18 protein-coding genes and 2 tRNA genes are annotated in these 22,181 nt (G+C 66.5%); 8 read left to right on the forward strand and 12 right to left on the reverse strand.

Going from position 1 to position 22,181, the window contains the following annotated elements; translation table 11 throughout:
* Positions 1–15 precede the first annotated feature (15 nt).
* Complete coding sequence (locus tag PV768_RS03900) at positions 16–843, reverse strand: alpha/beta fold hydrolase (protein ID WP_323056538.1); 828 nt, start codon at positions 841–843, stop codon at positions 16–18.
* 179 nt (positions 844–1,022) lie between these two features.
* Positions 1,023–2,408: an amino acid permease gene (locus tag PV768_RS03905; protein ID WP_421092326.1), complete on the reverse strand. Its 1,386-nt coding sequence runs from the start codon at positions 2,406–2,408 to the stop codon at positions 1,023–1,025.
* A gap of 244 nt (positions 2,409–2,652) precedes the next feature.
* On the opposite strand from PV768_RS03905, the gene PV768_RS03910 reads away from it, so the two are divergent.
* The 5 genes from PV768_RS03910 to PV768_RS03930 are packed head-to-tail and all read left to right on the forward strand — an operon-like array spanning position 2,653 to position 8,514.
* Positions 2,653–3,363, forward strand: a complete 711-nt coding sequence (locus PV768_RS03910; protein ID WP_104998334.1) for an NUDIX hydrolase — start codon at positions 2,653–2,655, stop codon at positions 3,361–3,363.
* On the forward strand, positions 3,360–4,664 hold the full coding sequence (gene nadA, locus PV768_RS03915) for a quinolinate synthase NadA (RefSeq protein WP_157241862.1): 1,305 nt from the start codon (positions 3,360–3,362) through the stop codon (positions 4,662–4,664). Before PV768_RS03910 ends, nadA begins: the two co-directional genes overlap by 4 nt.
* Positions 4,664–6,472, forward strand: a complete 1,809-nt coding sequence (gene nadB, locus PV768_RS03920; RefSeq protein ID WP_157241863.1) for an L-aspartate oxidase — start codon at positions 4,664–4,666, stop codon at positions 6,470–6,472. Before nadA ends, nadB begins: the two co-directional genes overlap by 1 nt.
* On the forward strand, positions 6,465–7,352 hold the full coding sequence (gene nadC, locus PV768_RS03925; RefSeq protein WP_197432490.1) for a carboxylating nicotinate-nucleotide diphosphorylase: 888 nt from the start codon (positions 6,465–6,467) through the stop codon (positions 7,350–7,352). Before nadB ends, nadC begins: the two co-directional genes overlap by 8 nt.
* Before the next feature lie 7 nt (positions 7,353–7,359).
* On the forward strand, positions 7,360–8,514 hold the full coding sequence (locus PV768_RS03930) for a cysteine desulfurase family protein (RefSeq protein WP_157241864.1): 1,155 nt from the start codon (positions 7,360–7,362) through the stop codon (positions 8,512–8,514).
* A 28-nt stretch (positions 8,515–8,542) separates the two neighbouring features.
* Here PV768_RS03930 and PV768_RS03935 read toward each other — a convergent pair whose 3' ends face one another.
* A complete protein-coding gene (locus PV768_RS03935) occupies positions 8,543–9,202 on the reverse strand; it encodes a DUF1684 domain-containing protein (RefSeq protein WP_157241865.1) in 660 nt (219 codons plus the stop codon).
* Positions 9,203–9,346: 144 nt separating this feature from the next.
* Between PV768_RS03935 and PV768_RS03940 the strand changes: the two genes are divergently transcribed.
* Both PV768_RS03940 and PV768_RS03945 read left to right on the forward strand, forming a co-directional pair.
* Entirely contained in the window at positions 9,347–10,159 is an 813-nt protein-coding gene (locus PV768_RS03940) for a hypothetical protein (protein ID WP_197432491.1), read from the forward strand.
* A 74-nt stretch (positions 10,160–10,233) separates the two neighbouring features.
* Entirely contained in the window at positions 10,234–11,040 is an 807-nt protein-coding gene (locus PV768_RS03945) for a transglutaminase-like domain-containing protein (protein WP_421092327.1), read from the forward strand.
* On the opposite strand, the gene PV768_RS03950 is transcribed toward PV768_RS03945, so the two are convergent.
* The 8 genes from PV768_RS03950 to bcp form a co-directional block, all read right to left on the reverse strand.
* Positions 11,037–11,519: a MarR family winged helix-turn-helix transcriptional regulator gene (locus PV768_RS03950; protein ID WP_157241867.1), complete on the reverse strand. Its 483-nt coding sequence runs from the start codon at positions 11,517–11,519 to the stop codon at positions 11,037–11,039. The two genes, PV768_RS03945 and PV768_RS03950, sit on opposite strands and share 4 nt — an antisense overlap.
* Entirely contained in the window at positions 11,519–12,628 is a 1,110-nt protein-coding gene (locus tag PV768_RS03955; protein ID WP_157241868.1) for an LLM class flavin-dependent oxidoreductase, read from the reverse strand. Before PV768_RS03955 ends, PV768_RS03950 begins: the two co-directional genes overlap by 1 nt.
* A 126-nt stretch (positions 12,629–12,754) precedes the next feature.
* Entirely contained in the window at positions 12,755–15,988 is a 3,234-nt protein-coding gene (locus tag PV768_RS03960; protein ID WP_421092328.1) for an efflux RND transporter permease subunit, read from the reverse strand.
* A 69-nt stretch (positions 15,989–16,057) separates the two neighbouring features.
* A complete protein-coding gene (locus PV768_RS03965) occupies positions 16,058–17,560 on the reverse strand; it encodes a malate:quinone oxidoreductase (protein WP_323056529.1) in 1,503 nt (500 codons plus the stop codon).
* 79 nt (positions 17,561–17,639) lie between these two features.
* Positions 17,640–19,310: an ABC transporter substrate-binding protein gene (locus PV768_RS03970; RefSeq protein ID WP_321213830.1), complete on the reverse strand. Its 1,671-nt coding sequence runs from the start codon at positions 19,308–19,310 to the stop codon at positions 17,640–17,642.
* A 210-nt stretch (positions 19,311–19,520) separates the two neighbouring features.
* Complete coding sequence (locus PV768_RS03975; RefSeq protein ID WP_157241871.1) at positions 19,521–20,195, reverse strand: fasciclin domain-containing protein; 675 nt, start codon at positions 20,193–20,195, stop codon at positions 19,521–19,523.
* A gap of 245 nt (positions 20,196–20,440) precedes the next feature.
* Positions 20,441–20,522 (reverse strand) — tRNA-Leu (locus PV768_RS03980).
* 99 nt (positions 20,523–20,621) lie between these two features.
* A complete protein-coding gene (bcp, locus tag PV768_RS03985; protein WP_157241872.1) occupies positions 20,622–21,095 on the reverse strand; it encodes a thioredoxin-dependent thiol peroxidase in 474 nt (157 codons plus the stop codon).
* 95 nt (positions 21,096–21,190) lie between these two features.
* On the opposite strand from bcp, the gene PV768_RS03990 reads away from it, so the two are divergent.
* The gene (locus PV768_RS03990) at positions 21,191–21,649 is read left to right on the forward strand and encodes a MarR family winged helix-turn-helix transcriptional regulator (RefSeq protein ID WP_157243103.1); all 459 of its coding nucleotides are present in this window, start codon (positions 21,191–21,193) and stop codon (positions 21,647–21,649) included.
* A 220-nt stretch (positions 21,650–21,869) separates the two neighbouring features.
* On the opposite strand, the gene PV768_RS03995 is transcribed toward PV768_RS03990, so the two are convergent.
* Positions 21,870–21,942, reverse strand: a tRNA-Lys gene (locus PV768_RS03995).
* Positions 21,943–22,181 lie beyond the last annotated feature (239 nt).

The following is a 22,181-nucleotide window of genomic DNA, read 5'->3' on the forward strand; positions in this document are numbered from 1 at the left end:
CCCTCCGCGAAAAGGCTAGACGGCCAGGAAGGAAATGGCAGCCTGCTTGAAGGCCCTGCTCGTCACAGCGTTCGTATGGTTCCTGCCGGGCAGGATAAGCTGCTCGGCCATGGAACCGGCCTTCCGCGCCAGTTCTTCAAGCTGCGGCAGGCTGGCGGCCCGTTCGTCCATTTCCCCCGCCACCAGGAGCATCGGCACGTGGGGAACTGCCTCTGCGGGGTCGTACGGCTCGGCCTTGATGGCCTCCACAAGGGAGAGCAGCGCGAAGATGTTGTTGCTGGGCAGCAGGAGTGCCATCTTGAGCAGCCGGGCCGTGGACTCGTCGGCGATGGGTGTGCCGTCGGCAAGGTAATCCTGCGCGGCGCGAAGGTCGAACTCGGCCAGCGGATCAGAAATGTTGGGGCCGCCAAGGACAAGGCGGTGGGTGATTTCCGGCTGGGTGGCGCCGAATTCCCAGGCGAGCCTGGAGCCCAGCGAGTAGCCCACAATGTCGAGGCCGCTGGAAGGGTCACCCTCCTGCAAAGGCCGCACGCCGGCGTCGAACGCTGTTTGAAGCAGGTCTGCGCGGATCCTGCTGGGGGAGTAGGAGTCCCGGTCCTCCGGGGCGCCGCTGCGGCCGTGGCCGGGCAGGTCCACCGTGATGACCCGCCGGCCGGCGTCCAGCAGCGCGGCCACCCACCCGGTGTCCTCCCAGTTGAGCTTGCTGGAGGAGGAGAATCCGTGCACCAGCAGGACCGGGCGGAACCCGGCATCAACCGCAGGATCATGCACCGCCACGTAGAGTTGCGGGTCCGTGCCTTCCACGGTGTGCGTGTGCTGTTGGCCGGTGTGCCTGCCGCTCATGGTGTCAGTCCTCATCAAGTACGGCGCCCAGGCGGACCCGGCGCTTCGGAACCTCGTGCTACTGGTTTTACTCTACCTGCCGGCCGCCCGGCTGTTTCCCCTCACCGGCGGCAGCCCCCGGCCCCAACTAGGTAGCGTCAAGTGTCGTTTTGAGCCGCCGAAACGACACTTGGCGCTACCTAGTTGGGGCGGCGGGTCCGGGCGGTGAGCCGGGCGCCCGCCGCGCAGGCCAGGGCAATCCCGGCGATAAGGGCAAAGGTGCTGAAGAGCTGGAGGCGGCTCTCTTCCGCGCTGAACCCCACAGCGAAAATGACGGCCAGCAGGACAAGTCCCAGGATGGTCAGCCCGGGGAAACCCTTCATCCGGAGGGGCAGCGGAGTTCCTGCCCGGTCCGCCCGCCGCCGCAGGATCAGCTGCGAGACGAGGGCGCTTCCCCAGACCACCAGGCAGGTGGAGCCCACCAGCTGGAACAGGGCCGGAAGGATCCGTTCGGGGAACAGCAGCTCCAGGACGGTGGCGATGAAACCGAAGGCGACCGATACCCCCACCGCGAGCATGGGGACGTTGGCGCCGCCCAGGCGGGTGAGGATGCGGGGCGCTGCGGAGCGCTGTGCGAGGGAGTAGGCCATCCGGGACGCCCCGTAGAGATTGGCGTTCAGTGCGGAGAGGAGTGCGACGACGGCCACCAGGGTGATCGCCGTTCCGGCACCGGGGATTCGCGCCGCGTCCAGCACGCCGGCGAAGGGTGAGGCGAGGCTTTCCGAGGTGGCCGGAAGGACGGCGGCGATGACGAACACGGAGCCGATGTAGAACACCAGGATGCGCCAGACAACAGTGCGGATGGCCTTGGCCACGCTCCGCTCCGGATCCTGTGTTTCGGCCGCGGCAACGGACACAATCTCCGTCCCGCCGAACGCGAAGATGACCACGAAGAGTGCGGACGCAATGCCGCCCAGGCCCTGCGGCGCGAAGTCGCCGGTGATATTGGACAGTCCGGGTGATGTGACGGGCAGCAGGCCCAGGAGGAGGGCGGCACCCACGGCCAGGAACAGCACGATCGCGGCAACTTTGAGGATGGCGAACCAGAACTCGAACTCGCCGAAGTTCCGGGCCCCCGCGAGGTTGATGCCGGTAAAAACCACCATGAACACCAGTGCCAGCGCCCACACTGGAATGACCGGCCAGACGGAGAAGAGGAGTGCGGCCGCCCCCAGCGCTTCTGCGGCGATCACCACCACGAGCTGGAGCCACCAGAGCCAGCCGATCGTGGCGCCGGCCGTCTTCCCCAAAGCGCGTTCCGCGTAAACGGAGAAGGCGCCGCTGTTGGGGTTCGCGGCAGCCATTTCGCCCAGGGCCCACATGACCAGGATGATCAGGGTGCCGGCCACCAGGTAGGAAATGAGGACGGCGGGGCCGGCGGCCTGCACTCCCGCGCCCGAGCCCAGGAACAGGCCGGCGCCGATGGCGCTGCCGAGCCCCATCATGGTCAGCTGCCGGGGCTTCATGCTGTGGGGAGGATGCGCGGGCTTTCCGGTGGGCCGGGCTGTGGTGGACTTCATCGTCATGTGCCGTGAACCTTCTTGGGGTTTGGATGGTGCCGCCTTGTGGGACCTCTTGAATTTACCGTTTACGGTCCCGCAGCGGAATTTGATGCCCCCGGGCGGCGGGAACCCCGGGACGGCAAACTTCCGAAATAGTTGGCGTTTATGGAGCGGCAGGCCGTAGAATTAGTTTTGGTCAAAATGACCATAACTCAGTCGGGCGCCTTTGCGGAGGGCGAGCCCCTGGTCCCCGGAAAGGCGGTGGGACATGTACTCCAGTTCTGCCAACGTCTCCGAGCGCCAGGCCGCGCCGCCGTCGCTGGCCATCTCCACGGTCATCTTCGCGCTCCGCCCCAGTGAAAAATCCGGGCGCCCTACGCTCTGGCTGCCGCTGGTGCGAAGGATCCGGGAACCCTTCAAAGGACTATGGGCGCTGCCGGGCGGCCCGCTGAGCCACGCGGAGTCGCTCCAGGACGCGGCCTCACGGAACCTGAGGGAGACAACAGGACTTGCCCCCAGCTACCTGGAGCAGTTGTACGCGTTCGGCGGGCTTCACCGCTCACCCACCCAGCGCGTGGTTTCGATCGTCTACTGGGCCCTGGTCCAGCCGACCGAAGCCGCGCTCGCGGATGAGTCCGAGAACGTCCGGTGGTTCCGTGCGGACCGCCTTGGCGAACTCGCCTTTGACCACAACGCGATCGTGGACTACGCGTTGTGGCGGCTGCGCAACAAGTTGGCCTACGGCTCCGTGGCCTACCACCTGCTGGGGGAATACTTCACCCTTGCCCAGGTGCGGGAGGTTTACGAAGCCGTCCTGGACCGCGAGTTGGATCCGGCGAACTTCCGCAGGCAGCTCAAGTCCACCCCCGAAATAGAGGAAACGGGCGAGTACCTCCAGGGCGGCAAGCACCGTCCACCGCGCCTCTACCGCTTTACCGGCCGGCCCGGCCTTGACCCAGACAACAGGAGCACACCATGAGCAGCGTCAACACGGCAATCCAGCTGATCACGCGCGAGCAGGCCGAAAACGGCGCCACCGCAAAGGGCAGCACCTGCAGCCCGGCCCTGGCCAAGGGCCCCTGGGACTACGACCTTGCCGAGGCGCTCGCCGGCGTTCCCGCCTACGGCCCGGGTGCCTCCAGTGCGGACGTGGCTCCCGCCGCCACCCCCCGCCAGGGCCAGCTGCCCGAGGAATACAAACTGGCCAGCGACGCCGAGCTGGGCGAAAGGATCCTGGCCGCGAAGGCTGCGCTGGGGGACCGGGCCGTCATCCTGGGGCACTTCTACCAGCGCGATGAAGTGATCCAGTACGCCGACTTCGTGGGCGACTCCTTCCAGCTGGCCAACGCCGCACTCACCCGTCCGGACGCAGAGGCGATCGTTTTCTGCGGCGTCCACTTCATGGCCGAAACCGCTGACATCCTCTCCGCCCCCGGGCAGGCCGTCGTCCTGCCCAACCTGGCGGCCGGCTGCTCCATGGCGGACATGGCCGACGCCGACTCCGTGGCTGAGTGCTGGGAGCAGCTTGAGGAGATTTACGGCACGGAGCCCGACGCCGAGGGCCGGGTTCCGGTCATCCCCGTCACCTACATGAATTCCTCCGCCGCGCTGAAGGCCTTCTGCGGCGAGCGCGGCGGCATCGTCTGCACCTCCTCCAACGCCAGGACGGTCCTTGAGTGGGCGTTCCAGCGCGCCCGGCGGGTGCTGTTCTTCCCGGACCAGCACCTGGGCCGCAACACTGCCAAGGCCCTGGGCGTGCCGCTGGAGCAGATGCCCATGTGGAATCCGCGCAAGGACCTGGGCGGCAACGACGAGCAGGCGCTGCTCGATTCCCGCGTCATCCTGTGGCACGGGTTCTGCTCGGTGCACAAGCGCTTCACCGTGGCCCAGATCGAGAAAGCCCGCGCCGACTTCCCCGGCGTCCAGGTGATCGTGCACCCGGAGTGCCCCATGGAGGTGGTGGACGCTGCCGATTCGGCCGGCTCCACCGACTTCATCAGGAAGGCCATCGCCGCGGCCACGGAACCCACCACTTTTGCCATCGGCACAGAGATCAACATGGTGAACCGGCTTGCCGCCGAATACCCGCAGCACACCATCTTCTGCCTGGATCCCGTGATCTGCCCCTGCTCCACCATGTACCGCATCCACCCGGGCTACCTTGCCTGGGTGCTGGAGGAACTGGTGGCCGGGCGGATCGTCAACCGGATCACGGTGGCGGACTCCGTCCAGGACCATGCACGGACCGCGCTCGAGCGCATGCTCGCCGCCAGGCCATAATGTCCGCCGCGCCCATTGTGCCCGGCACGCGCCGGCGGCTGGTCGTCGTCGGCAGCGGTATTGCCGGACTTTACGCCGCACTGCTGGCGGCCGACGCCGGGGCAGACGTGGTGCTGCTGAGCAAGGGCCAGCTTTGCGAGAGCAACACCTGGTACGCCCAGGGCGGCATCTCAGCCGTGCTGGACGAGCCCACCCCCGGGGACACCGTTGCGGCCCACATTGCCGACACCCTCCAGGCAGGTGCGGGACACTGCAACGAAGAGGCAGTCCGGCTCATGTGCACGGAGGCCCGCAGGGACATTGCCGGGCTGGAACGGTTCGGCGTGGTCTTTGATCCCGGTACAGACGGCGGCCCGGCATTGGGGCTGGAAGCCGCCCATTCCGCCCCGCGGATCCTGCACGCGGGCGGCGACGCCACAGGCGCGAAGGTGGCCGCGGCCCTGATCCGTGCAGTGCTGGCCCGGCAGGCAGGCGGTTCCCTGGCACTTCATACCGGCGCCCACGCCACAGCCCTCCGGCAAACGGACGGCCACGTCAAGGGCGTCGAGTTCCTGCAGGACGGCCGGACACTCACACTGCGCGGGGACGCCGTGCTGCTCGCCACCGGCGGAGCAGGCCAGTTGTTTGCCCAGACCACCAACCCCGCGGTGGCCACCGCCGACGGCCTTGCGCTCGCCGTCCGCAGCGGGGCAGCAGTGTCCGACCTGGAATTCTTCCAGTTCCACCCCACCTGCCTGGTGCCCGGCGCCGGCACCCCGGGCCCGGGCACCGCCCGCGGGCTGGACCAGGATCCGCTCCTCATCTCCGAAGCCGTCCGCGGCGAAGGAGCCGTCCTCGTCGATGGCAACGGGAAGCGATTCATGCGGGCCTACCACCCCGGCGCCGAACTCGCCCCCCGCGACGTGGTCTCCCGCAGCATTGCCCTGCACCTTGCCAAGCTCGGCGATCCCAACGGCCACGTCTACCTCGACGCACGCGTCATTGAGCAAGCCAAGGGTCCCGGATTCCTGGCGAAGCGGTTCCCCACCCTCACGCAGAGGACCCTCGACGCCGGCATTGACTGGACCCGCGAACTCGTTCCGGTGGCACCCGCGGCCCACTACTGGATGGGCGGAGTCCTTACCGACCTCCACGGCCGCACCACTGTTCCAGGACTGTATGCGGCCGGGGAAGTTGCGTGCACCGGGGTCCAAGGGGCAAACCGGCTGGCCAGCAACTCCCTCCTGGAGGGACTCGTCTTCGGCCGCCGCGCTGTTGAACACTTCCTGGCAGGTGACGACGGCGGTGCGCCCCCTCGGGGCACCGATGCTCCGCGTGCTGCCTCGGCCGCGGGCGGCCTCCCCTTGACGCACGCTTCCGCACCGCTGCCCCGAGAAGCTATGGACGCCGGCACCTTCCCTGCTGTTTTAGTAGGCGAGCCGGCCGCATCAGCTGCTCCGGGTGGGAGCCGGCCGTCCAACTTCGGTGGGGGGAGTGAGCCGTTCTCCCGTGAGGCCCTGCGCCGGATGATGACTGCCAAGGCCGGGGTGCTTCGCTCCGGGGAGCTGCTCCGGGAAGCGGGGGACACCCTGGGGCGGTGGGCCGCCGTCGTTCGTCCCGGCACTGTTGCCCCTTCTGCGGACGCCCGACTGCATGAGGACCGGAACCTGCTCCTGGCAGCGCAGCTCCTGGTGGCTGCGGCCCAGGAACGCCAGGAGTCCTTGGGCGCCCATTACCGCAGCGATTGCCCGGAGGATGCTTCCGGCATCAGGGAAGAATTCGACACCACGTACCCGAACCGCCCGAAAGTGAGCATCCTCCATGACTGAAACAACCCTGCTTGACCTGGCGCTGCCGTCGGCGCCGGTGCGGGAGATCCTGGAGCGCGCCTTCGCCGAAGACGCTCCGGCGGGGGACATCACCTCCCAGCTGCTCATCCCCGCCGAAGCCCGCGCCACCGCCGTGCTGAACGCCCGCGTGCCCGGCGTCTTCAGCGGCGCCACCGTGTTCCGAGACGCCATGCTGCTGGTGGACCCGGACACGGACGTGGAACTGCTGCGGGGGGACGGCGACAGGTTCGACGCCGGCACGCACCTCGCGAGGGTCAGCGGACGGGCCCGCTCGGTACTGCTTGCCGAACGCGTGGCCCTCAACCTGGTCCAGCGGATGTCCGCGATCGCCACCAGGACCGCGGAATTCGTCGAGCTCACCGAAGGGACGCCCGCCCGCATTACCGACACCCGCAAGACCACCCCAGGACTGCGGATCCTGGAGCGCTTCGCGGTGCGCTGCGGGGGAGGCGCCAACCACCGGTACAGCCTGTCGGACGCGGTTCTCGCCAAGGACAACCACCTGGCCGTCATGACCGGAGGGGACCCCGCCAGGCTCACGGGACTGCTCCTGGCCGCCAAGGCGCAGCTGGGGCACACCACGCACTTCGAGGTCGAGGTGGACCGGATGGACCAGATCGAACCTGTCCTGGCGGCAGGCGTGGACACCATCATGCTGGACAACTTCACCGTGGAGGAGCTGCGCGCCGGCGTTGCCCTGGTTGCAGGCCGGGCACGGGTGGAGGCCAGCGGCAACGTCAACCTCACCACCGTCGCGGGAATTGCCGCCACGGGGGTGGACGTCATCTCCGTTGGCGCGCTCACCCACACGGTGGCCGCGCTGGACCTCGGCCTGGACGTGGAACTGACGGCCGGGTGAATACACCATGATCTTCCTTGATGCTGCCGCCACCACCCCGGTCCGCCGCGAGGTCCTGGACGCCATGTGGCCCTACCTGACCGGCGAGTTCGGAAACCCCTCCAGCCACCACACCCTGGGCGAGGCTGCTGCCAGGGCGCTCGCGGATGCAAGGGCCTCGGTGGCAGCGGTCCTGGGCTGCCGGCCCGGTGAGGTCACCTTCACCTCCGGCGGCACCGAAGCGGACAACCTGGCCGTTAAAGGCATTGCCCTGGCGCGGCAGGCAGCCGACCCCGCGCTGAACCGGGTGGTGATCAGCGGCGTCGAACACCCGGCCGTTGAGGAGTCCGCACGGTACCTGGCACGCTTCCACGCCTTCGAGGTTGACGTGGTGCCGGTGGACGGGACCGGGCAGGTCACTCCCGAGGCGCTCCTCGCAGTACTGCGCCCGGAAACCGCGCTGGTCAGCATCATGTACGCCAACAATGAAGTGGGGACGGTCCAGCCGGTCGCCGAACTGGCCGCCGCAGCACACAGCCATGGGGTTCCCTTCCATACGGATGCAGTGCAGGCGGCGGGCTGGCTGCCCCTTGACACCAGGGCGCTGGGCGTTGACGCGATGAGCCTTTCGGGCCACAAACTGGGGGCACCCAAGGGCTGCGGGGTGCTCTTCGTCCGCGGCCGCACCAGGATCGAGCCGCTGATCCACGGCGGCGGCCAGGAGCGCGGCCGCCGTTCGGGGACGGAGAACGTTGCAGGTGCCGTGGGGCTGGCCGCCGCGCTGGCACTCGCCCAGGCCGGCCAGGAGGAAGAACGACGGCGGGTGGCCGCCCTGCGGGACAGCTTTATTGACGCCGTGCTCACGGGGGTACCGGGGGCGGTGCTGACCGGGCACCCCGCAGAGCGGCTGCCCTCCGTGGCATCGTTCTGCTTCCCCGGAACCAGCGGCGAATCGGTGCTCCTGGAACTGGAGCGCCAAGGGGTGGTGTGCTCGAGCGGCTCCGCCTGCGCAGCCGGGTCCGATGCGCCGTCGCCGGTCCTCACGGCCATGGGGTTCGAGGCTGAGGTGGCCCAGACAGCGGTCAGGTTCAGCTTTGACGCCGCGGTGGCGGGGGAGGACCTGGCGGTTGCCGCCAAAGCTGTCCGGCAGGCAGTGGCAAGCGTGCGGACCCTCGGCTCCTAGCCGTTACGGATGCCCCCGGTGCGACCTGCTAGTAGAGCTCTCCGACGGGGATATCCACGGCCAGCCGGTTTGACGGGCCCGGCAGGGGGCACGCCCAGGCCTCGTTGTAGGCGCAGGACGGGTTGTAGGCAAAGTTGAAGTCCAGGACAAAGGGGGCATCCGGTCCTGTCCCGTGGACGCCGTGGAAGGCTCCCTTGATGGTGTCCAGGAGGTAGCGGCCTGCCCCGTAGCTTCCGCCGGGCTGGCCTGCGGTCGCGTCGCGGAAGGGCACGAAGATGCCGCCGCCGTAGCCCCGCAGCTTCCACACGGCGAGCTGCCCCATCTCGGGGAGGTCGAACGTGCCCATCCTGACGAAGTTCACCACGCCGTCGGTCCCGGTTTCGATGCTCATTTCCCGTCCGGCACCTTCCTTGGTCAGCGGAACGTGGAAACGGAAAATCGGATCATAGTCCGCAGTCTTCAAGCCCCCGAAGCGTGCTTTCTCCTCGGCAGTCAGCGGGGATGCAGGGTGCGTGGCGAACATGAGGTCCCGCTGGTGGCGCCAATACAGATGCGCTTCCGCCGGACTCTCGGCCGAGACTTTGCGGACATTGGCGTACAGGCCAAAGGTCCGGAGGCGCCAGTCGGCGATGTCGACGGCGGAAATGTCCGCCAAATCTTCTTCGGCCGTGCCGTGGTGGGCTTCCATAAGCACCAGCCTAGTCCCCGGCGCCGGAGTTGCGCGTCCGACGGCGACACGCATCCCTGCCATACGGCTTCCGCGCATCGGCGCAGGCCGAAACACCGTCCGGGGAAAGGACCCGACGCTGCCGCGTCCCGTTAGGCTGGCTGCATGGAAGGCATGGCAACATCAAGGGCCCTGGCGGGCGCATCAGTGCTCGTGGCCGGCGCGCTCCTGGCAGGATGCTCCACACCGTCAAACAGCGGGCCGGGATGGACAGCGGAGCCTGGCGGGCCGGGCACCGCGGCCGCCTCCACCGCGCCGGCGGAAGCATCAGCGTCAGCAACGGCCTCCGGAAGCGCCAAGCCCGGTGCCACGGAGTCCGCTACGGCCGGGCCCGTGGCCACGGCTTCCGCCTGGAAAACCTTCTCGGACCCTGCAAAGAGCGTGAGTTTCGAGCTGCCGCAGGAGTGGATAGCGCAGTCGGTGGCCCCGGAGGAGGGTGCCCTGCCCGGGGCCTTGAAGGTCGAGGTGAAGAAGCCCGACGGCACCTTCATGGCGGCACTGCGGACGGGACTCCCGCCGTCGTCCGCTGAATGTCCGCAGGACGCGCGGCGGCCCTACACCGTGATCAGCAGCGTGCCGTCGGACATGAAAGCCGAAGGCGGGGAGGGGACCATTCCGCCCAGGGTTGTGTTCAGGGTGATCCAGGGGTACCGGTACTTCGGCTCGTACGGGGTCACGAACCTTGTGGGCGGGGCGGACGGCCAGGCCTGCGAACTGCGCAACGTCATCCGGGGCCCGGCCGGCAAGGGGGACTACTCCTTCGGTGACCTGGTAGCCGTCAGGGCATTCGCGCCAGACGAAAAAGTGGCACCCGCCAAGGCATTCGACACTCTTGGCCAGGCCGCACAGTACGTCGGTGATAGCAGCGACTTCGCCAACGTCCAGCGGATGCTAATGTCTCTGGAGATCAAGAACTAGTCCCCGTTCCCGGCCCACATCAACGGCCGCGACAACCGGCGACTTCCTTCCACTGCCGACACCCCCGGAGAGTCATGGAACGCACTGTTTCCGCACGCCTGGTTTTCAGGACCACAGCCAACACCAAGGTGGCCATGGCCATAGCCGCGGCGAGGAACGACGGCTATTCCTCGTTTGAGGAAAGCCTGTCCATCACAGCCGGCGGCCGGCAGGTTCCCGTGTCCGAGGTGCCGGACCACCACGGCGGCAGGCTGCACTACATGGAGTTCACCGACCCGGCCGAAGTGACCGTGGAATACTCCGCGACGGTGGCGGGGAAGGCACTGCCCGAGGAAACCGGGCTGGCCGACCGGATCCGGTACGTCCGGCCCAGCCGCTACGCGGAATCTGACCGCCTGTTGCCCACCGCGTATGCCGAGTTCGAAGGACTCTGCGACGGCGAACTGCTGCTCGCCGTCCGGAACTGGGTGAACGGGGAACTCCGGTACATGAGCGGCTCCTCCCGCGGCACGGACGGTGCGGTGGAGACACTCCTCAGCCGCCGCGGGGTGTGCCGCGACTTTGCGCACCTGGCCATTGCGCTGCTGAGGTCCAAGGACATACCCGCACGCCTGGCGGCCGTGTATGCCCCCGGCCTGAGCCCCATGGACTTCCACGCCGTGGCCGAAGCATACGTGGAAGGCGCATGGCACGTCATCGATCCCACCGGGCTGGCCCCGCGGGAGTCGATGCTGCGGATCACGGCGGGCAGGGACTCGGCCGACACGGCGTTCCTGTCCACGGTGGGCGGAAGCCTGACGCTGAACCAGATGCAGGTCACCGCCGTGGTCAACGGAGACCTCCCGGTTGAGGATCCCGCCCGGCTGGTGGCGCTGGGCTAGCCCGGTTCCTGCCGGGGCGGGCGCGGTCCCAGGGAGCTCCTGAGCTTGGTGGTGAGCCTTGTCAGTTCCTTCTGCTCAGCCGGTGTCAGGGCGGGACCCAGGACGGCGGAGATATCGCGCACGTGCTCGCGCCCGATCTCCTTCTGAAGCTCCCGCCCCTCGTCAGTCAGCTTCAGGAGCACGCCACGGCCATCCTCCGGTGCCGGCATCCTGGCCACGAGCCCGCGCTTCTCCAGCCGCTCCACCAGGCGGCTCAGGCTGGACTGGCTCAGCAGGACGTTGTCATTGAGCTCGTTGAGCCGCAGCCAGCCTGACGGGCAGCGGGACAGCGTGAACAGGACGTCGTACTCGTTCACCGCGAGCTTCCGGAACGCAGGCCCGGACTGCAGCTTGCGCATCACCGCCACCTGGGCCCGGAACAGCGACTCCCAGGTCTCTGCTGCGAGGCGGACCGGCGATTCAGGAGCCTTGCCGGCCATCACGCCTCCGCAGCAGACTTCTCGGCGTCCTGCGCTGCCAGCAGCGCGGCAACCCGGCCGGCGTGCGTGGGCGGCTCAGGAATGTGCGCGGGCTTGCGGGCGGCGTATTCCTTGCGCAGGACGGGCAGGACTTCCTCGCCGAACAGGTCCAGCTGCTCCAGCACCGTCTTCAGCGGCAGGCCGGCGTGGTCGATCAGGAACAGCTGCCGCTGGTAGTCGCCGAAGTACTCCCGGAACGTCAGCGTCTTTTCGATGACCTCCTGCGGGCTGCCGACGGTCAGCGGCGTCTGGGAGGTGAAGTCCTCCAGTGACGGGCCGTGCCCGTACACAGGGGCATTGTCGAAGTAGGGGCGGAACTCCTTGACGGCGTCCTGGGAGTTCTTCCGCATGAAGAACTGGCCGCCCAGGCCCACAATCGCCTGGTCCGCCTTGCCGTGGCCGTAGTGCTCGTAGCGCTCCCGGTAGAGGCCGATCAGCTGCTGGTAGTGCTCCTTGGGCCAGAAGATGTTGTTGGCGAAGAAGCCGTCCCCGAAGTAGGCCGCCACTTCCGCGATCTGCGGCGTGCGGATGGAACCGTGCCACACGAAGGGGGCGACGCCGTCAAGCGGGCGGGGCGTCGACGTAAAGTTCTGCAGCGGGGTCCGGAACTTGCCGGACCAGTTGACGGTGTCCTCGTCCCAGAGCTTGCGCAGCAGGCTGTAGTTCTCGATGGCCAGCTCCACGCCGTCCTGGATGTTCTTGCCGAACCACGGGTACACCGGCGCGGTGTTGCCGCGGCCCAGGACCAGGTCCACCCGGCCGTCAGCCAGGTGCTGGAGCATCGCGAAGTCCTCGGCGATCTTGACCGGGTCGTTGGTGGTGATCAGCGTGGTCGCCGTTGAAAGGGTGATCCGCTCGGTCTGGGCGGCGATGTAGGCAAGGGTGGTGGTGGGGGAGGAGGAGAAGAACGGCCGGTTGTGGTGCTCGCCCAGGGCGTAGACATCCATCCCGATTTCCTCCACCTTTTTGGCGATGGCCACCGAGGCCTTGATGCGTTCGTTCTCGGTGGGGGTCCGGCCCGTCGTGGGGTCCGTGGTGATGTCGCTGACGCTGAAAACACCGATCTGCATGATGTGCCTTTCCGTTCCTGGACTGCTGGCTTGTTCCCAGTGTAGTCCAATTTAGATGCATTTGCATCTATCGACGGGTACAACGCGTCCTGCGGGAAAATATTCCGGGCCTGCCGTCGGCCCTGCCTATTCGGGGCTTCCGGGTGCAGCGCGCCTGCCGCTGGTTTTCCGCACCATGCCGGTGGTCCAGTCCCGGAACTCCTCATCGACGTCAGCCCCGGGGCCGAATTCCGGCCTCGCCTGCAGTTCCCGGAGCAGGGCCTTCCTCTCGCGCCGGCCCTCCACCAGCCTGTACAGGACAGGCACCAGGACCAGGGTGAGGGCCGTGGAGGAGATGAGCCCTCCGATGACCACCACAGCCAGGGGCTGCGAGATAAAGCCGCCGCCGCCCGTGAGGCCCAGCGCCATGGGGGTGAGGGCGAACACCGTTGCAAGGGCTGTCATCAGGATGGGACGCAGGCGCTGGCGCGACCCGTGCGTGATCGCGTCCGCAACGTTCATGCCCGGCCGTCCGTCGCGCGGCTGCCGGTACTGGTTGATGAGGTCGATGAGCACGATCGCGTTGGTGACCACAATGCCCACCAGCATGAGCATGCCGATCAACGAAGGCAGTCCCAGCGGGACCCCGGTGACCAGGAGCAGTGCGACGGCCCCGGTGGCCGCGAACGGCACCGAGACCAGCAGGATCAGCGGCTGGACGAGCGACTTGAAGGTGGCCACCATGATGACGTAGACGATGGCGATTGCCGCCAGCAGCGCGAGCCCGAGCTGCTGGAAGGACTCCTGCTGCTGGGTGGTGGCACCGCCGATTTCGGCGGTGACGCCCGCCGGCAGCTGTAGTTCTTCGAGCCGTTTCTGGACCTCCGCGTTGACGGCGCCCAGGTTGGAGCCCGACGGCGTCACGGAGATCCGCGCTGTGCGCTGGCCGTTGCTGGCGGTGATGGATACAGGGACGTCCACCTGTTCAACCGCGGCGATGGTGCCGAGCGTGACAGGGCCCCCGGCTGCCGGCAGGGGAATTTGCCGGACCGCGTCGATGCTGGTGAACCTGGTGCCTTTGCCGATCCGGACCGGGAAGTCATCCGTGTCGATCCGGACGGTTCCGGCGGGGATGGGGCTGATGGTGGATGCGAGCACGCCCGCAACCTGTTCCTCGTTGAGCCCGGCGGCGACGGTCTTCGCCCGGTCAACCTTGACCTGGACCACCGGCTGGCTTGCCGCGAGGTTGGTTGCCACCTCGCTGGTGCCCGGTACGCCGGTCATCGCCGAAACCATGGTGTCGCTGGCCTCGCGGAGGTCGGCGGTGGTGGCGGCCTTGAGCGTGATGTCCACCGTGGACGATGTGCCGAAGCCGCCCTGCTGGGTGCCCACCGAGACCTTCCCGGAATCGGGGACCTTCGCCAGTTCGCTCCGCACCGTCTCCTGCAGCCGTGCCTGGTTCGCCTTTTCGTCCGTGACCACCGTGAACGTGGAGTTCGAGGACCCGGTGGAGGTGAGCGCGGCGAACCCGGCCTGCGCGTTGCCGGACGTCACCTGGACGTCCTTCACGCCGTCGATGCCTCGAAGGACTTCTTCCAGCCGGACGGCCGCTGCGCTGGTGTCCGCCAAACTGGTTCCGGCGGGCAGCACCTGCCGGACCGTGAGGCTGTTCTGGCCCGAGTTACCCAGGAGGTTCGTGGCCAGCAGGGGCGTCATGGCCGCCGTTGCGCCAAGCACCAGGACGGCGGCAACAAGGGTGAGCACCGGATGCTTCTGGGTTTTGGTGAGGATGGGCAGGTACCCGCGCTGGAGCCTGCTCCGCTGTTCCGCTTCCAGCGCCCGTTCCCGCACCTCGTCCGCGTTGCGGCGGGCAGCTGCTGAACCTGCCGCAGCCGCACCGGCCGCGGCGCCGGTGTTCTTCAGGAACCAGTACGCCAGCACCGGGACGATGGTCAGCGAAACCAGCAGGGATGCAAGCAGCGCCATGGTGACCGTGAGGGCAAACGGCCTGAACAGCTCGCCCGCGAGCTCACCCACGAAGGCAATGGGGAGGAAGACCGCAACGGTGGTGAGCGTGGATGCGGTAATGGCCCCCGCCACCTCCCTGATGGCGGTCAGGATGGCGGTGACCTTGTCTTCGCCGTAGCTCAGGTGCCGCTTGATGTTTTCAATGACCACAATGGAGTCGTCCACCACCCGGCCGATGGCGATAGTGAGCGCGCCGAGCGTCAGGATGTTCAGGGAATATCCGGTGGCGGACAGGCCGATAAAGGTGATCAGCAGCGAGAGCGGGATGGAGACTGCCGTGACCAGGGTGGAGCGGGTGGACATCAGGAAGACAAGGATGACCGCCACCGCGAAACCCAGCCCCAGCATGCCCTCGGTAGTGAGGTCCTTGATGGATTTTTCGATGAACGGTGCCTGGTCGAACACCGGGGTGAACTTGGCGTTCGAGCCAAGCTCGGCTTCGAGTTCGTCGAGGGTGTCCCGGACTGCGTGCGAAATGCCCACGGTGTCGCCTTCAGGCTTTTTGGTGATGGACACGGCAAGCGTTTCCGAACCGTTGGTCCGGGTGATGGAGGTGCGTTCGTCATCCTTGAGGGCGACGTCCGCCACGGCGCCGATCGTGGCGGCGTTCCTGGCCCCGGCAAGCGGAAGCGCCTTGATGGCGTCCAATGAATCGACCGGGCTGCCGATCTGCAGTGACAGCGTCTTGCCCTGCTCCTCCAGCGTTCTGGCCGGGATCAGCGCACCGTTGTTGGCCATCGCATCCCGGATGGAGGCGATGGTGGCGCCCGATGCCGCCATCGCGTCGGGCCGGGGAAGGATCTCGATGTGCTGGGTAGCGCCGCCTGTCACGTCGGCGCCCCGGACGCCGTCGATCTTCTGCAGGCGGGGCACGCTCAGCCGCTGGAGGTCGGCGTTGAGTTCGCTGAGGCCCTTGTCCGAGGAAACCGCCAGGAAAACGATGGGGAAATCATTGATGCTGCCGGCGAAGGCCTGCGGTTGGACGTCCTCGGGCAGGGTCCGCTTGGCGTTGGAGATGGCCCGGTCAATCTGGTTCCGTGCCCGGTCCAGGTTGGAACCGTACGTGAACACCATGGTGATCTGGGAGACGCCGTTGCGGGACGTGGAGGAGGTGGATTCCAGCCCCTCCACGCCGTTCAGGGCAGTCTCCAGCGGCCCGCTCACCTGCTTGTCCACCACCTCCGGGGAGGCGCCCGGCATGGCGGTCAGCACGGTGATCTGCGGGAACTCGATCGACGGGATCAGTTCCTGCTTCAGCGACGACATGGTGATCACGCCAAAGACGGACGCGAAGACAGTAACCAGTGCGATCAGGGCCCGGTTCGCAAGTGAGAGTTGTGCCAGCCGGAACATCGCATGGTCTCCTGAGGGGTTGACTGACGGATACGGACCCGGACGTGCCGGCCGCCGGCCCCGGCAGGGTCAGCGGCTGGCGGAAACGCTCTCCAGCTGAAGCGACTTGGCTGTTGCCTTTTCCAGCTCGACGGCAAGCTCCGGGTTCTCGTCCAGCTTGACCCCGTAGCCGGGCATCATGTCCTTCAGCTTGGACTGCCAGCCCTTGAAGTTCCGCGGGAAGGTCTTCTTCAGCAGTTCGATCATGATAGGGACCGCAGTGGATGCTCCGGGGGACGCGCCCAGGAGCGCGCCGATGGAACCGTCACGGCCGGCGATCACTTCAGTTCCGAACTGGAGGATGCCGCCCTTCTGCGGATCTTTCTTGATGATCTGTACACGCTGGCCGGCTGTGATCAGTTCCCAGTCACCATCCTTGGCCTCCGGGTAGTACTCACGCAGCGCTTCGACTTTGTCGCCGTGGCGCTTGGCCACTTCCTTGACCAGGTACGCGGTGAGGTCCATGTTGTCCTTCGCCACCGCCAGCATTGGAATGATGTTGCTCGGCCTGATGGACCGCGGAAGATCGAGGTAGGAACCGTTCTTCAGGAAGTTGGTGGAGAACCCGGCATACGGTCCGAACAGCAGCGAACGCTTTCCGTCCACGTACCGGGTGTCAAGGTGGGGCACCGACATGGGCGGCGCGCCCACCGATGCCTGGCCGTAGACCTTGGCACTGTGCTGGGCGGCGATGGTCTCGTCCGTGCAGCGGAAGAACTGCCCGGAGACCGGGAACCCGCCGTAGCCCTTGCTTTCCGGGATGCCCGAAGCCTGCAGCAGGTGCAGGGCGCCGCCGCCGGCACCCACAAACACGAACTTGGCGTGGATCTTGCCGTGCTCGCCTGACTTGGGGTACTTCAGCGAAAGGTCCCAGCCGCCGTCGGACGCCCTGGAGATGCCCGTGACGTCATGGCCGAAGTTGATTTCGACGCCGTTGTTCCCAAGGTAGGTGGTCAGTTCGCGGGTGAGTGCCCCGAAGTCGACGTCGGTGCCCTCTGCGGCGCGGGTAGCGGCGATGCGCTGCTTGGGATCGCGCCCCTTCACGATCAGCGGCGCCCACTTGGCGATCTGGCCGTGGTCCTCGGAGTACTCCATGCTCCGGAACAGGGTGTGGGGCTTGAGTGCCTCGTACCGGGTCCGCAGGAAGCGCGTGTGGTCCTCGCCGATGACGAAGCTCATGTGCGGCACGGTGTTGATGAAGCCCTTGGGCGAGCCGATCAGGTTCCGGTCCACCAAATGGGACCAGAACTGGCGGGACAACTGGAACTGTTCATTGATCTGCAGTGCCTTGGAGGGGTCCACTGAGCCGTCTTTGGCTGCAGGGGAATAGTTGAGTTCGCAGAGGGCAGCGTGGCCGGTGCCGGCGTTGTTCCACGGGCCGGAGCTTTCCAGCCCGGGCTGGTCCAGCCGTTCGAACAGGGAGATGGTCCAGTCCGGCTCCAGCTGCTTGAGGAATGCCCCCAGTGTGGCGCTCATGATGCCGCCGCCAATCAGGACGACGTCGGCATGTGGGGTCTTGGAAATGAAGGTCACGATCAGTCTCCGATTGCAGCGGCTCTGGCTGTCACAGAATATCCCCGGGCAGCGGACATACTGAAATTGGGCCGCTCCGTCAAGGCTTTAGTTGCACCTTCGTGAAAACTTCATTTAAGACCGGCGACGCCGGATAGCTCAGGACACGGTCGGACAGGGCCAGGGCGGAGATGGGGAAGGCGACGGGGACTGCGGGTACGGTCGCCGCAATCTGGGCGTTGATGGTGTGATATTGCTCATCCCGTTCCTTGCCTTCGGGCAACCCGCGCGCCCGGTTGATCTTCGAAAAGACCTGGGGATCATGGTAGCCAAACTCGCCGTTCTTCTCCCCGAAGAGGGGGCCCACGAAATTATCGGCGTCGGAGTAGGAGCCGTTCCAGCCCAGGAGATGGAGCGCGTGGTCGCCGGGGGACTGCACCTTCTGCAGGTAGCCGTCGGACCAGTCCACCGGAACCGGCTGGATGTTGAATCCGACGGCGGTGAGCTGGCGGCTGATCTCGGCATAGACCTTCTCGGGGGTGGGCAGGTAGGGGCGGGTGACGTTCAGGGGGTAGTAGAACTTGAGTTCCTCGCCGGCGTACCCGCCCTCCTTCAGGTACTCCTTGGCCTTGGCGGGGTCGTGGCCCAACTCCGGGGCCTCGTTGTTGAATCCGCTGATCTTGGGCGGGACGAACTGCGTGGCCTTGGCCGTGTTGTCGATGAAGAACCTGCGGATCAGGGTCTCCTTGTCGATCGCCATTTCGATCGCCTGGCGGACCTTCAGGTTCTGGAGCACGGGGACATCCTGGTTGATGCCCACGTACATGACGGAGAAGGGGTCGCGCTGGACGATCTGCTTTCCGCGCTTGACCAGTTGATCGAAGTTGCCCACCGTTACGGCGTCATAACCGTCGATCTTGCCGTCGAGCAGGGCCTGGAGCCTGGCCTGCGGATGGTCGTAGGCGACGAAGTTGATGGTGGAAATCTGGCCGCGTTCGCCCCAATAGGACTTGTTGGTGGCCAGCGTCACGCTTCCTTCGTCCCAGGAGGAAAGGCTGAACGGACCGGTTCCCACCGGCTTGGTGCCAAAGGCGGAGACGGGCTGGCCGCCGCGGCTTTGGTCTAGGACGTCGGCCTTGCCCGCGGCGAGGGCGGCAGGGGAGGCCATGGCAAAGGCCGGCAGCGTAAGGGCCTGGAGGAAGGCGGTGAACCGCTGGGTAAGGTCAATCCTCACAGTGTCCGCTGAGAGTGCGGTGCAGCTTTTGAAGATGGAGAGCTCCGGCTCATCCGAATGCGCCTTGAAGACACCCTTGAAGGTTCCGCCCGGAGCCTGCCGCCTCAACTCCGCGGAAAAGGCGAACCAGCGGTTGAAGTTGACGCAGACGGCCTCCGCGTTGAACGGGGTCCCGTCCTGGAAAACGACGTCGGAGCGGAGTTTGAAGGTGTAGGAACGGCCTTCGTTCGATTCAGTCCACTCCGTGGCGAGCAATGGCGTGGGCTTTCCGGTGATTTGGTCCACTCCCACCAGACCTTCGAGGATCTGGCGGGTAATGCGCTGGGACTCGACATCGTTGGACAGGGCAGGATCCAGGCCCAGGGGCTGGGCAGCAGTTCCAAAATTGAAGGTGGCGGCGGGCTCGGCGGCGGTTGTTGCGCTGGGGGAGTCCGACGACGGCGAGGGGGCGGGGACGGCCGTGCAGGAGGTCACGCCCAACGCCAGGAGGACAGCGCCCGTCTTGATGACTGTCCGCCGCGAAGTACTGCTGGGCACTCGTTTATCACCTCTGGATCTGCCGGAGCCGCCGCGTGCGGACCGAAGCCCAGTCTAATAGACGCCACCTGCAGGTCCCTGGCGCCGCCGGGTGTTCCGGCCGCGGGGCAGCAGCGGCCTCCGCGGCACAGGGAAGCCGGGGGCCATCCTTTCGGCAGGCCCCCGGCTTCGCTGTTCCCGCGGACACGGTGGGGTGTCCGCACCTGGTGGCTACTTGGGCATCAGCACCGAGTCGATCAGGTAGACGGTGGCGTTCTTGGTCTGGACGCCGCCGCAGACCACGTTGGCGTTATCAACCTTGAGCTGGTCACCGCTGCCCGTGACAGTAACTGAACCGCCCTGGACCGTAGCGTGGGTGCCGGCGATCTTGTCGGGGGTGATCTGGCCGGGAACAACGTGGTAGGTCAGGATCTTGCTCAGGAGGGCGTCGTCCGTCTTCAGGGTTTCGATGGTGGCGGCATCGATCTTGGCGAAGGCGTCATCCACCGGAGCGAAGACCGTGAACTCGCCGCCGTTCAGCGTGTCCACCAGGTCAACCTTGGGGTTCAGCTTTCCGGAAACGGCCGCGGTGAGGGTTGTCAGGATCGGGTTGTTGGACGCTGCAACCGCCACCGGATCGAGGGCCATGCCTTCAACGGAGCCTGCACCTGAGGGAACCTTTTCGGCGTAGCCCGCGCAGCCCGGGCCAACCAGGTTGGCCGCCGGATCCATGGCCGCAGCGGAGGCGGTGGCGGACGGTGAAGGCGCCATGCTCGTAGCCGCCGGCGATTCCGCGGGAGCGGAGGAGCCGGACGTCGATGCCGAACCGCCACAGGCGGTGAGGCTGAGCAGAGCTGCTGCTGCTACGCCTGCGACGGTGAAGGTTGTGCGCTTGATGGTCTGCATTTCGGTTCTCCTTGGATTGTGGCGTCTGCCCGCCGCGGACACACTGTCGGACGGCGTCGTTCGAATCTTGCTGGTGGGCACCTGCCCTTGGCCGGTGTCTCACTGGGTATTCGGCCGGGGGCGGGACGCGGATGGGTGCATTGCAAGGAGTTTTTCGGCGCCCTGCGAATTTTGCCGTGCATACGCGCAGGTGGCGGGCCGGTTAAACGGAGTGGTCCCCCGGCCACAGCCGGGGGACCACATAGTGCGCAAGGGGGGACTTGAACCCCCACGCCCGAAGGCACAGGAACCTAAATCCTGCGTGTCTGCCAATTTCACCACTCGCGCAGGGCTTCCTGCCGCCGTTTCCCTTCGGCAGGGCCCGACGGCGGATGCCAGTGTCCATTGTAGCGTCGCCACGGCAGGGCCTTGGTTAGCGCCGCATGGTCAGGCGTCGAGGTTGAGGTCCCGCCGCAGCTTGGCAACGTGGCCCGTGGCCCTGACGTTGTACTGGGCCAGCGCAACCTTGCCCTCGGGGTCCACCACGATGGTGGAACGGATCAGTCCCTCGTAGGTCTTGCCGTAGTTCTTCTTCTCGCCCCAGGCACCGTACGCCTCCGCAACGGCATGGTCCGCGTCCGAGAGCAAGGGAAAAGTGAGCTCTTCCTTTGCCGCGAACTTCGCCAGTTTTTCCACCGGATCGGGGGAGATGCCCAGCACGTCGTAGCCGGCCGACTGGAGAGAGGCAAGGTTGTCGCGGAAATCGCACGCCTCCTTGGTGCACCCCGGTGTTGCGGCTGCCGGGTAGAAGTACACAATGGTGTGGCGGCCGGGGCGCCCGGACAAACTGACGTCCGCGCCGGAAGAGTCCTTCAGTGTGAAACCGGGCGCGTCGTCGCCGGTTACGAGTCTGTCAGCCAATGTTTTTCTCCTTTTCGCGGGCGGGACACACCAGCCTAGTAAGGGCAGGGAACCAGTGCTAATCGGCACTTGGCTATACTTGCTGCATGCCTGATATGGATCACTGGCCCACGGGGCGCCTCTTGTCCACTGCTGCGCGCCTCGTTGAACACTCCTGGAATGAAAAACTGGGTGCCATCGGCCTCACCCATGCGGGAGTCATTGCCATCGAGGTTCTCGATGCGCAAGGCCCCATGACCCAGGCGCAGCTTGCCCAATACGTTCGTGTCCAGGCGCAGACTATGGGTAAGACGCTCAGCCGCCTTGAGGCCCACGGACACATCGTCCGCGTCCGCAGCACGTCGGACCGCCGGAGCCATGTGGTGTCCCTCACCGAGCAGGGCAAAGAAGCCGTTAAGGCCGCGGTGGAAATGGAACGGTCGGTGCTGGCGTCAGCCTCAATTGATCCGGACTTGCTGCGTCAGGAACTCCAGGCTGTCGTGCGCGAACTGGCCAGCCAGTTCGCCACAACCCCCAGCTCCGCCAACGGCGCGCTGGTGGAGAACACACCCTAGAAGTAAGGCGCCGGGCTAGTCGCCGGCGGGCAGGCGTGACTGCGGCCTCCAAGGGCTGCGGTCACGCCTTTTTTGTTGCCCGAGGACGGCCCCCGGCCACCTTCGCAACGTCGGCGCCATGCAGGTCCCTCCGCGGTGGCCAGGGGCCGAAACAAGTGGGGACACAACAAAACAGCCTCCTGCTCGCGTTTCCGCGAGCAGGAGGCTGTTTTCCCAATCGTGCACCCCCCGGGACTTGAACCCGGAACCCATTGATTAAGAGTCAATTGCTCTGCCAATTGAGCTAGAGGTGCATCTTTTTGCTGTGATCACCGGCTTTTCTTTCCCGGTTGATCTCCGCAACGACATGAAACTCTACACGAACTTTTTGCGCATGTGAAATCGGGTGGAAAGCCGGGCCCGCATCGCGGGGGAGGGGGCAGAACCAGCACAAAATCAGGGTTTTTGTTGCCGGGTGGGAGCCGGAATCCGCCCTCCGGCGTCCTGGCGACGTCGCGGATCGTGCCGTACGGGCCTGTGAAATGGGCCACAG

The organism is Pseudarthrobacter sp. CC4, assembly GCF_048957775.1.
Taxonomy (GTDB): Bacteria; Actinomycetota; Actinomycetes; order Actinomycetales; family Micrococcaceae; genus Arthrobacter.

Bases quoted from the DNA above. Each gene is read 5' to 3' on its own strand.
- PV768_RS03900 (WP_323056538.1), bottom strand. From the start codon at position 843: ATGAGCGGCAGGCACACCGGCCAACAGCACACGCACACCGTGGAAGGC.
- PV768_RS03905 (WP_421092326.1), bottom strand. From the start codon at position 2,408: ATGACGATGAAGTCCACCACAGCCCGGCCCACCGGAAAGCCCGCGCAT.
- PV768_RS03910 (WP_104998334.1), top strand. From the start codon at position 2,653: ATGTACTCCAGTTCTGCCAACGTCTCCGAGCGCCAGGCCGCGCCGCCG.
- nadA (WP_157241862.1), top strand. From the start codon at position 3,360: ATGAGCAGCGTCAACACGGCAATCCAGCTGATCACGCGCGAGCAGGCC.
- nadB (WP_157241863.1), top strand. From the start codon at position 4,664: ATGTCCGCCGCGCCCATTGTGCCCGGCACGCGCCGGCGGCTGGTCGTC.
- nadC (WP_197432490.1), top strand. From the start codon at position 6,465: ATGACTGAAACAACCCTGCTTGACCTGGCGCTGCCGTCGGCGCCGGTG.
- PV768_RS03930 (WP_157241864.1), top strand. From the start codon at position 7,360: ATGATCTTCCTTGATGCTGCCGCCACCACCCCGGTCCGCCGCGAGGTC.
- PV768_RS03935 (WP_157241865.1), bottom strand. From the start codon at position 9,202: ATGGAAGCCCACCACGGCACGGCCGAAGAAGATTTGGCGGACATTTCC.
- PV768_RS03940 (WP_197432491.1), top strand. From the start codon at position 9,347: ATGGAAGGCATGGCAACATCAAGGGCCCTGGCGGGCGCATCAGTGCTC.
- PV768_RS03945 (WP_421092327.1), top strand. From the start codon at position 10,234: ATGGAACGCACTGTTTCCGCACGCCTGGTTTTCAGGACCACAGCCAAC.
- PV768_RS03950 (WP_157241867.1), bottom strand. From the start codon at position 11,519: ATGGCCGGCAAGGCTCCTGAATCGCCGGTCCGCCTCGCAGCAGAGACC.
- PV768_RS03955 (WP_157241868.1), bottom strand. From the start codon at position 12,628: ATGCAGATCGGTGTTTTCAGCGTCAGCGACATCACCACGGACCCCACG.
- PV768_RS03960 (WP_421092328.1), bottom strand. From the start codon at position 15,988: ATGTTCCGGCTGGCACAACTCTCACTTGCGAACCGGGCCCTGATCGCA.
- PV768_RS03975 (WP_157241871.1), bottom strand. From the start codon at position 20,195: ATGCAGACCATCAAGCGCACAACCTTCACCGTCGCAGGCGTAGCAGCA.
- PV768_RS03990 (WP_157243103.1), top strand. From the start codon at position 21,191: ATGGATCACTGGCCCACGGGGCGCCTCTTGTCCACTGCTGCGCGCCTC.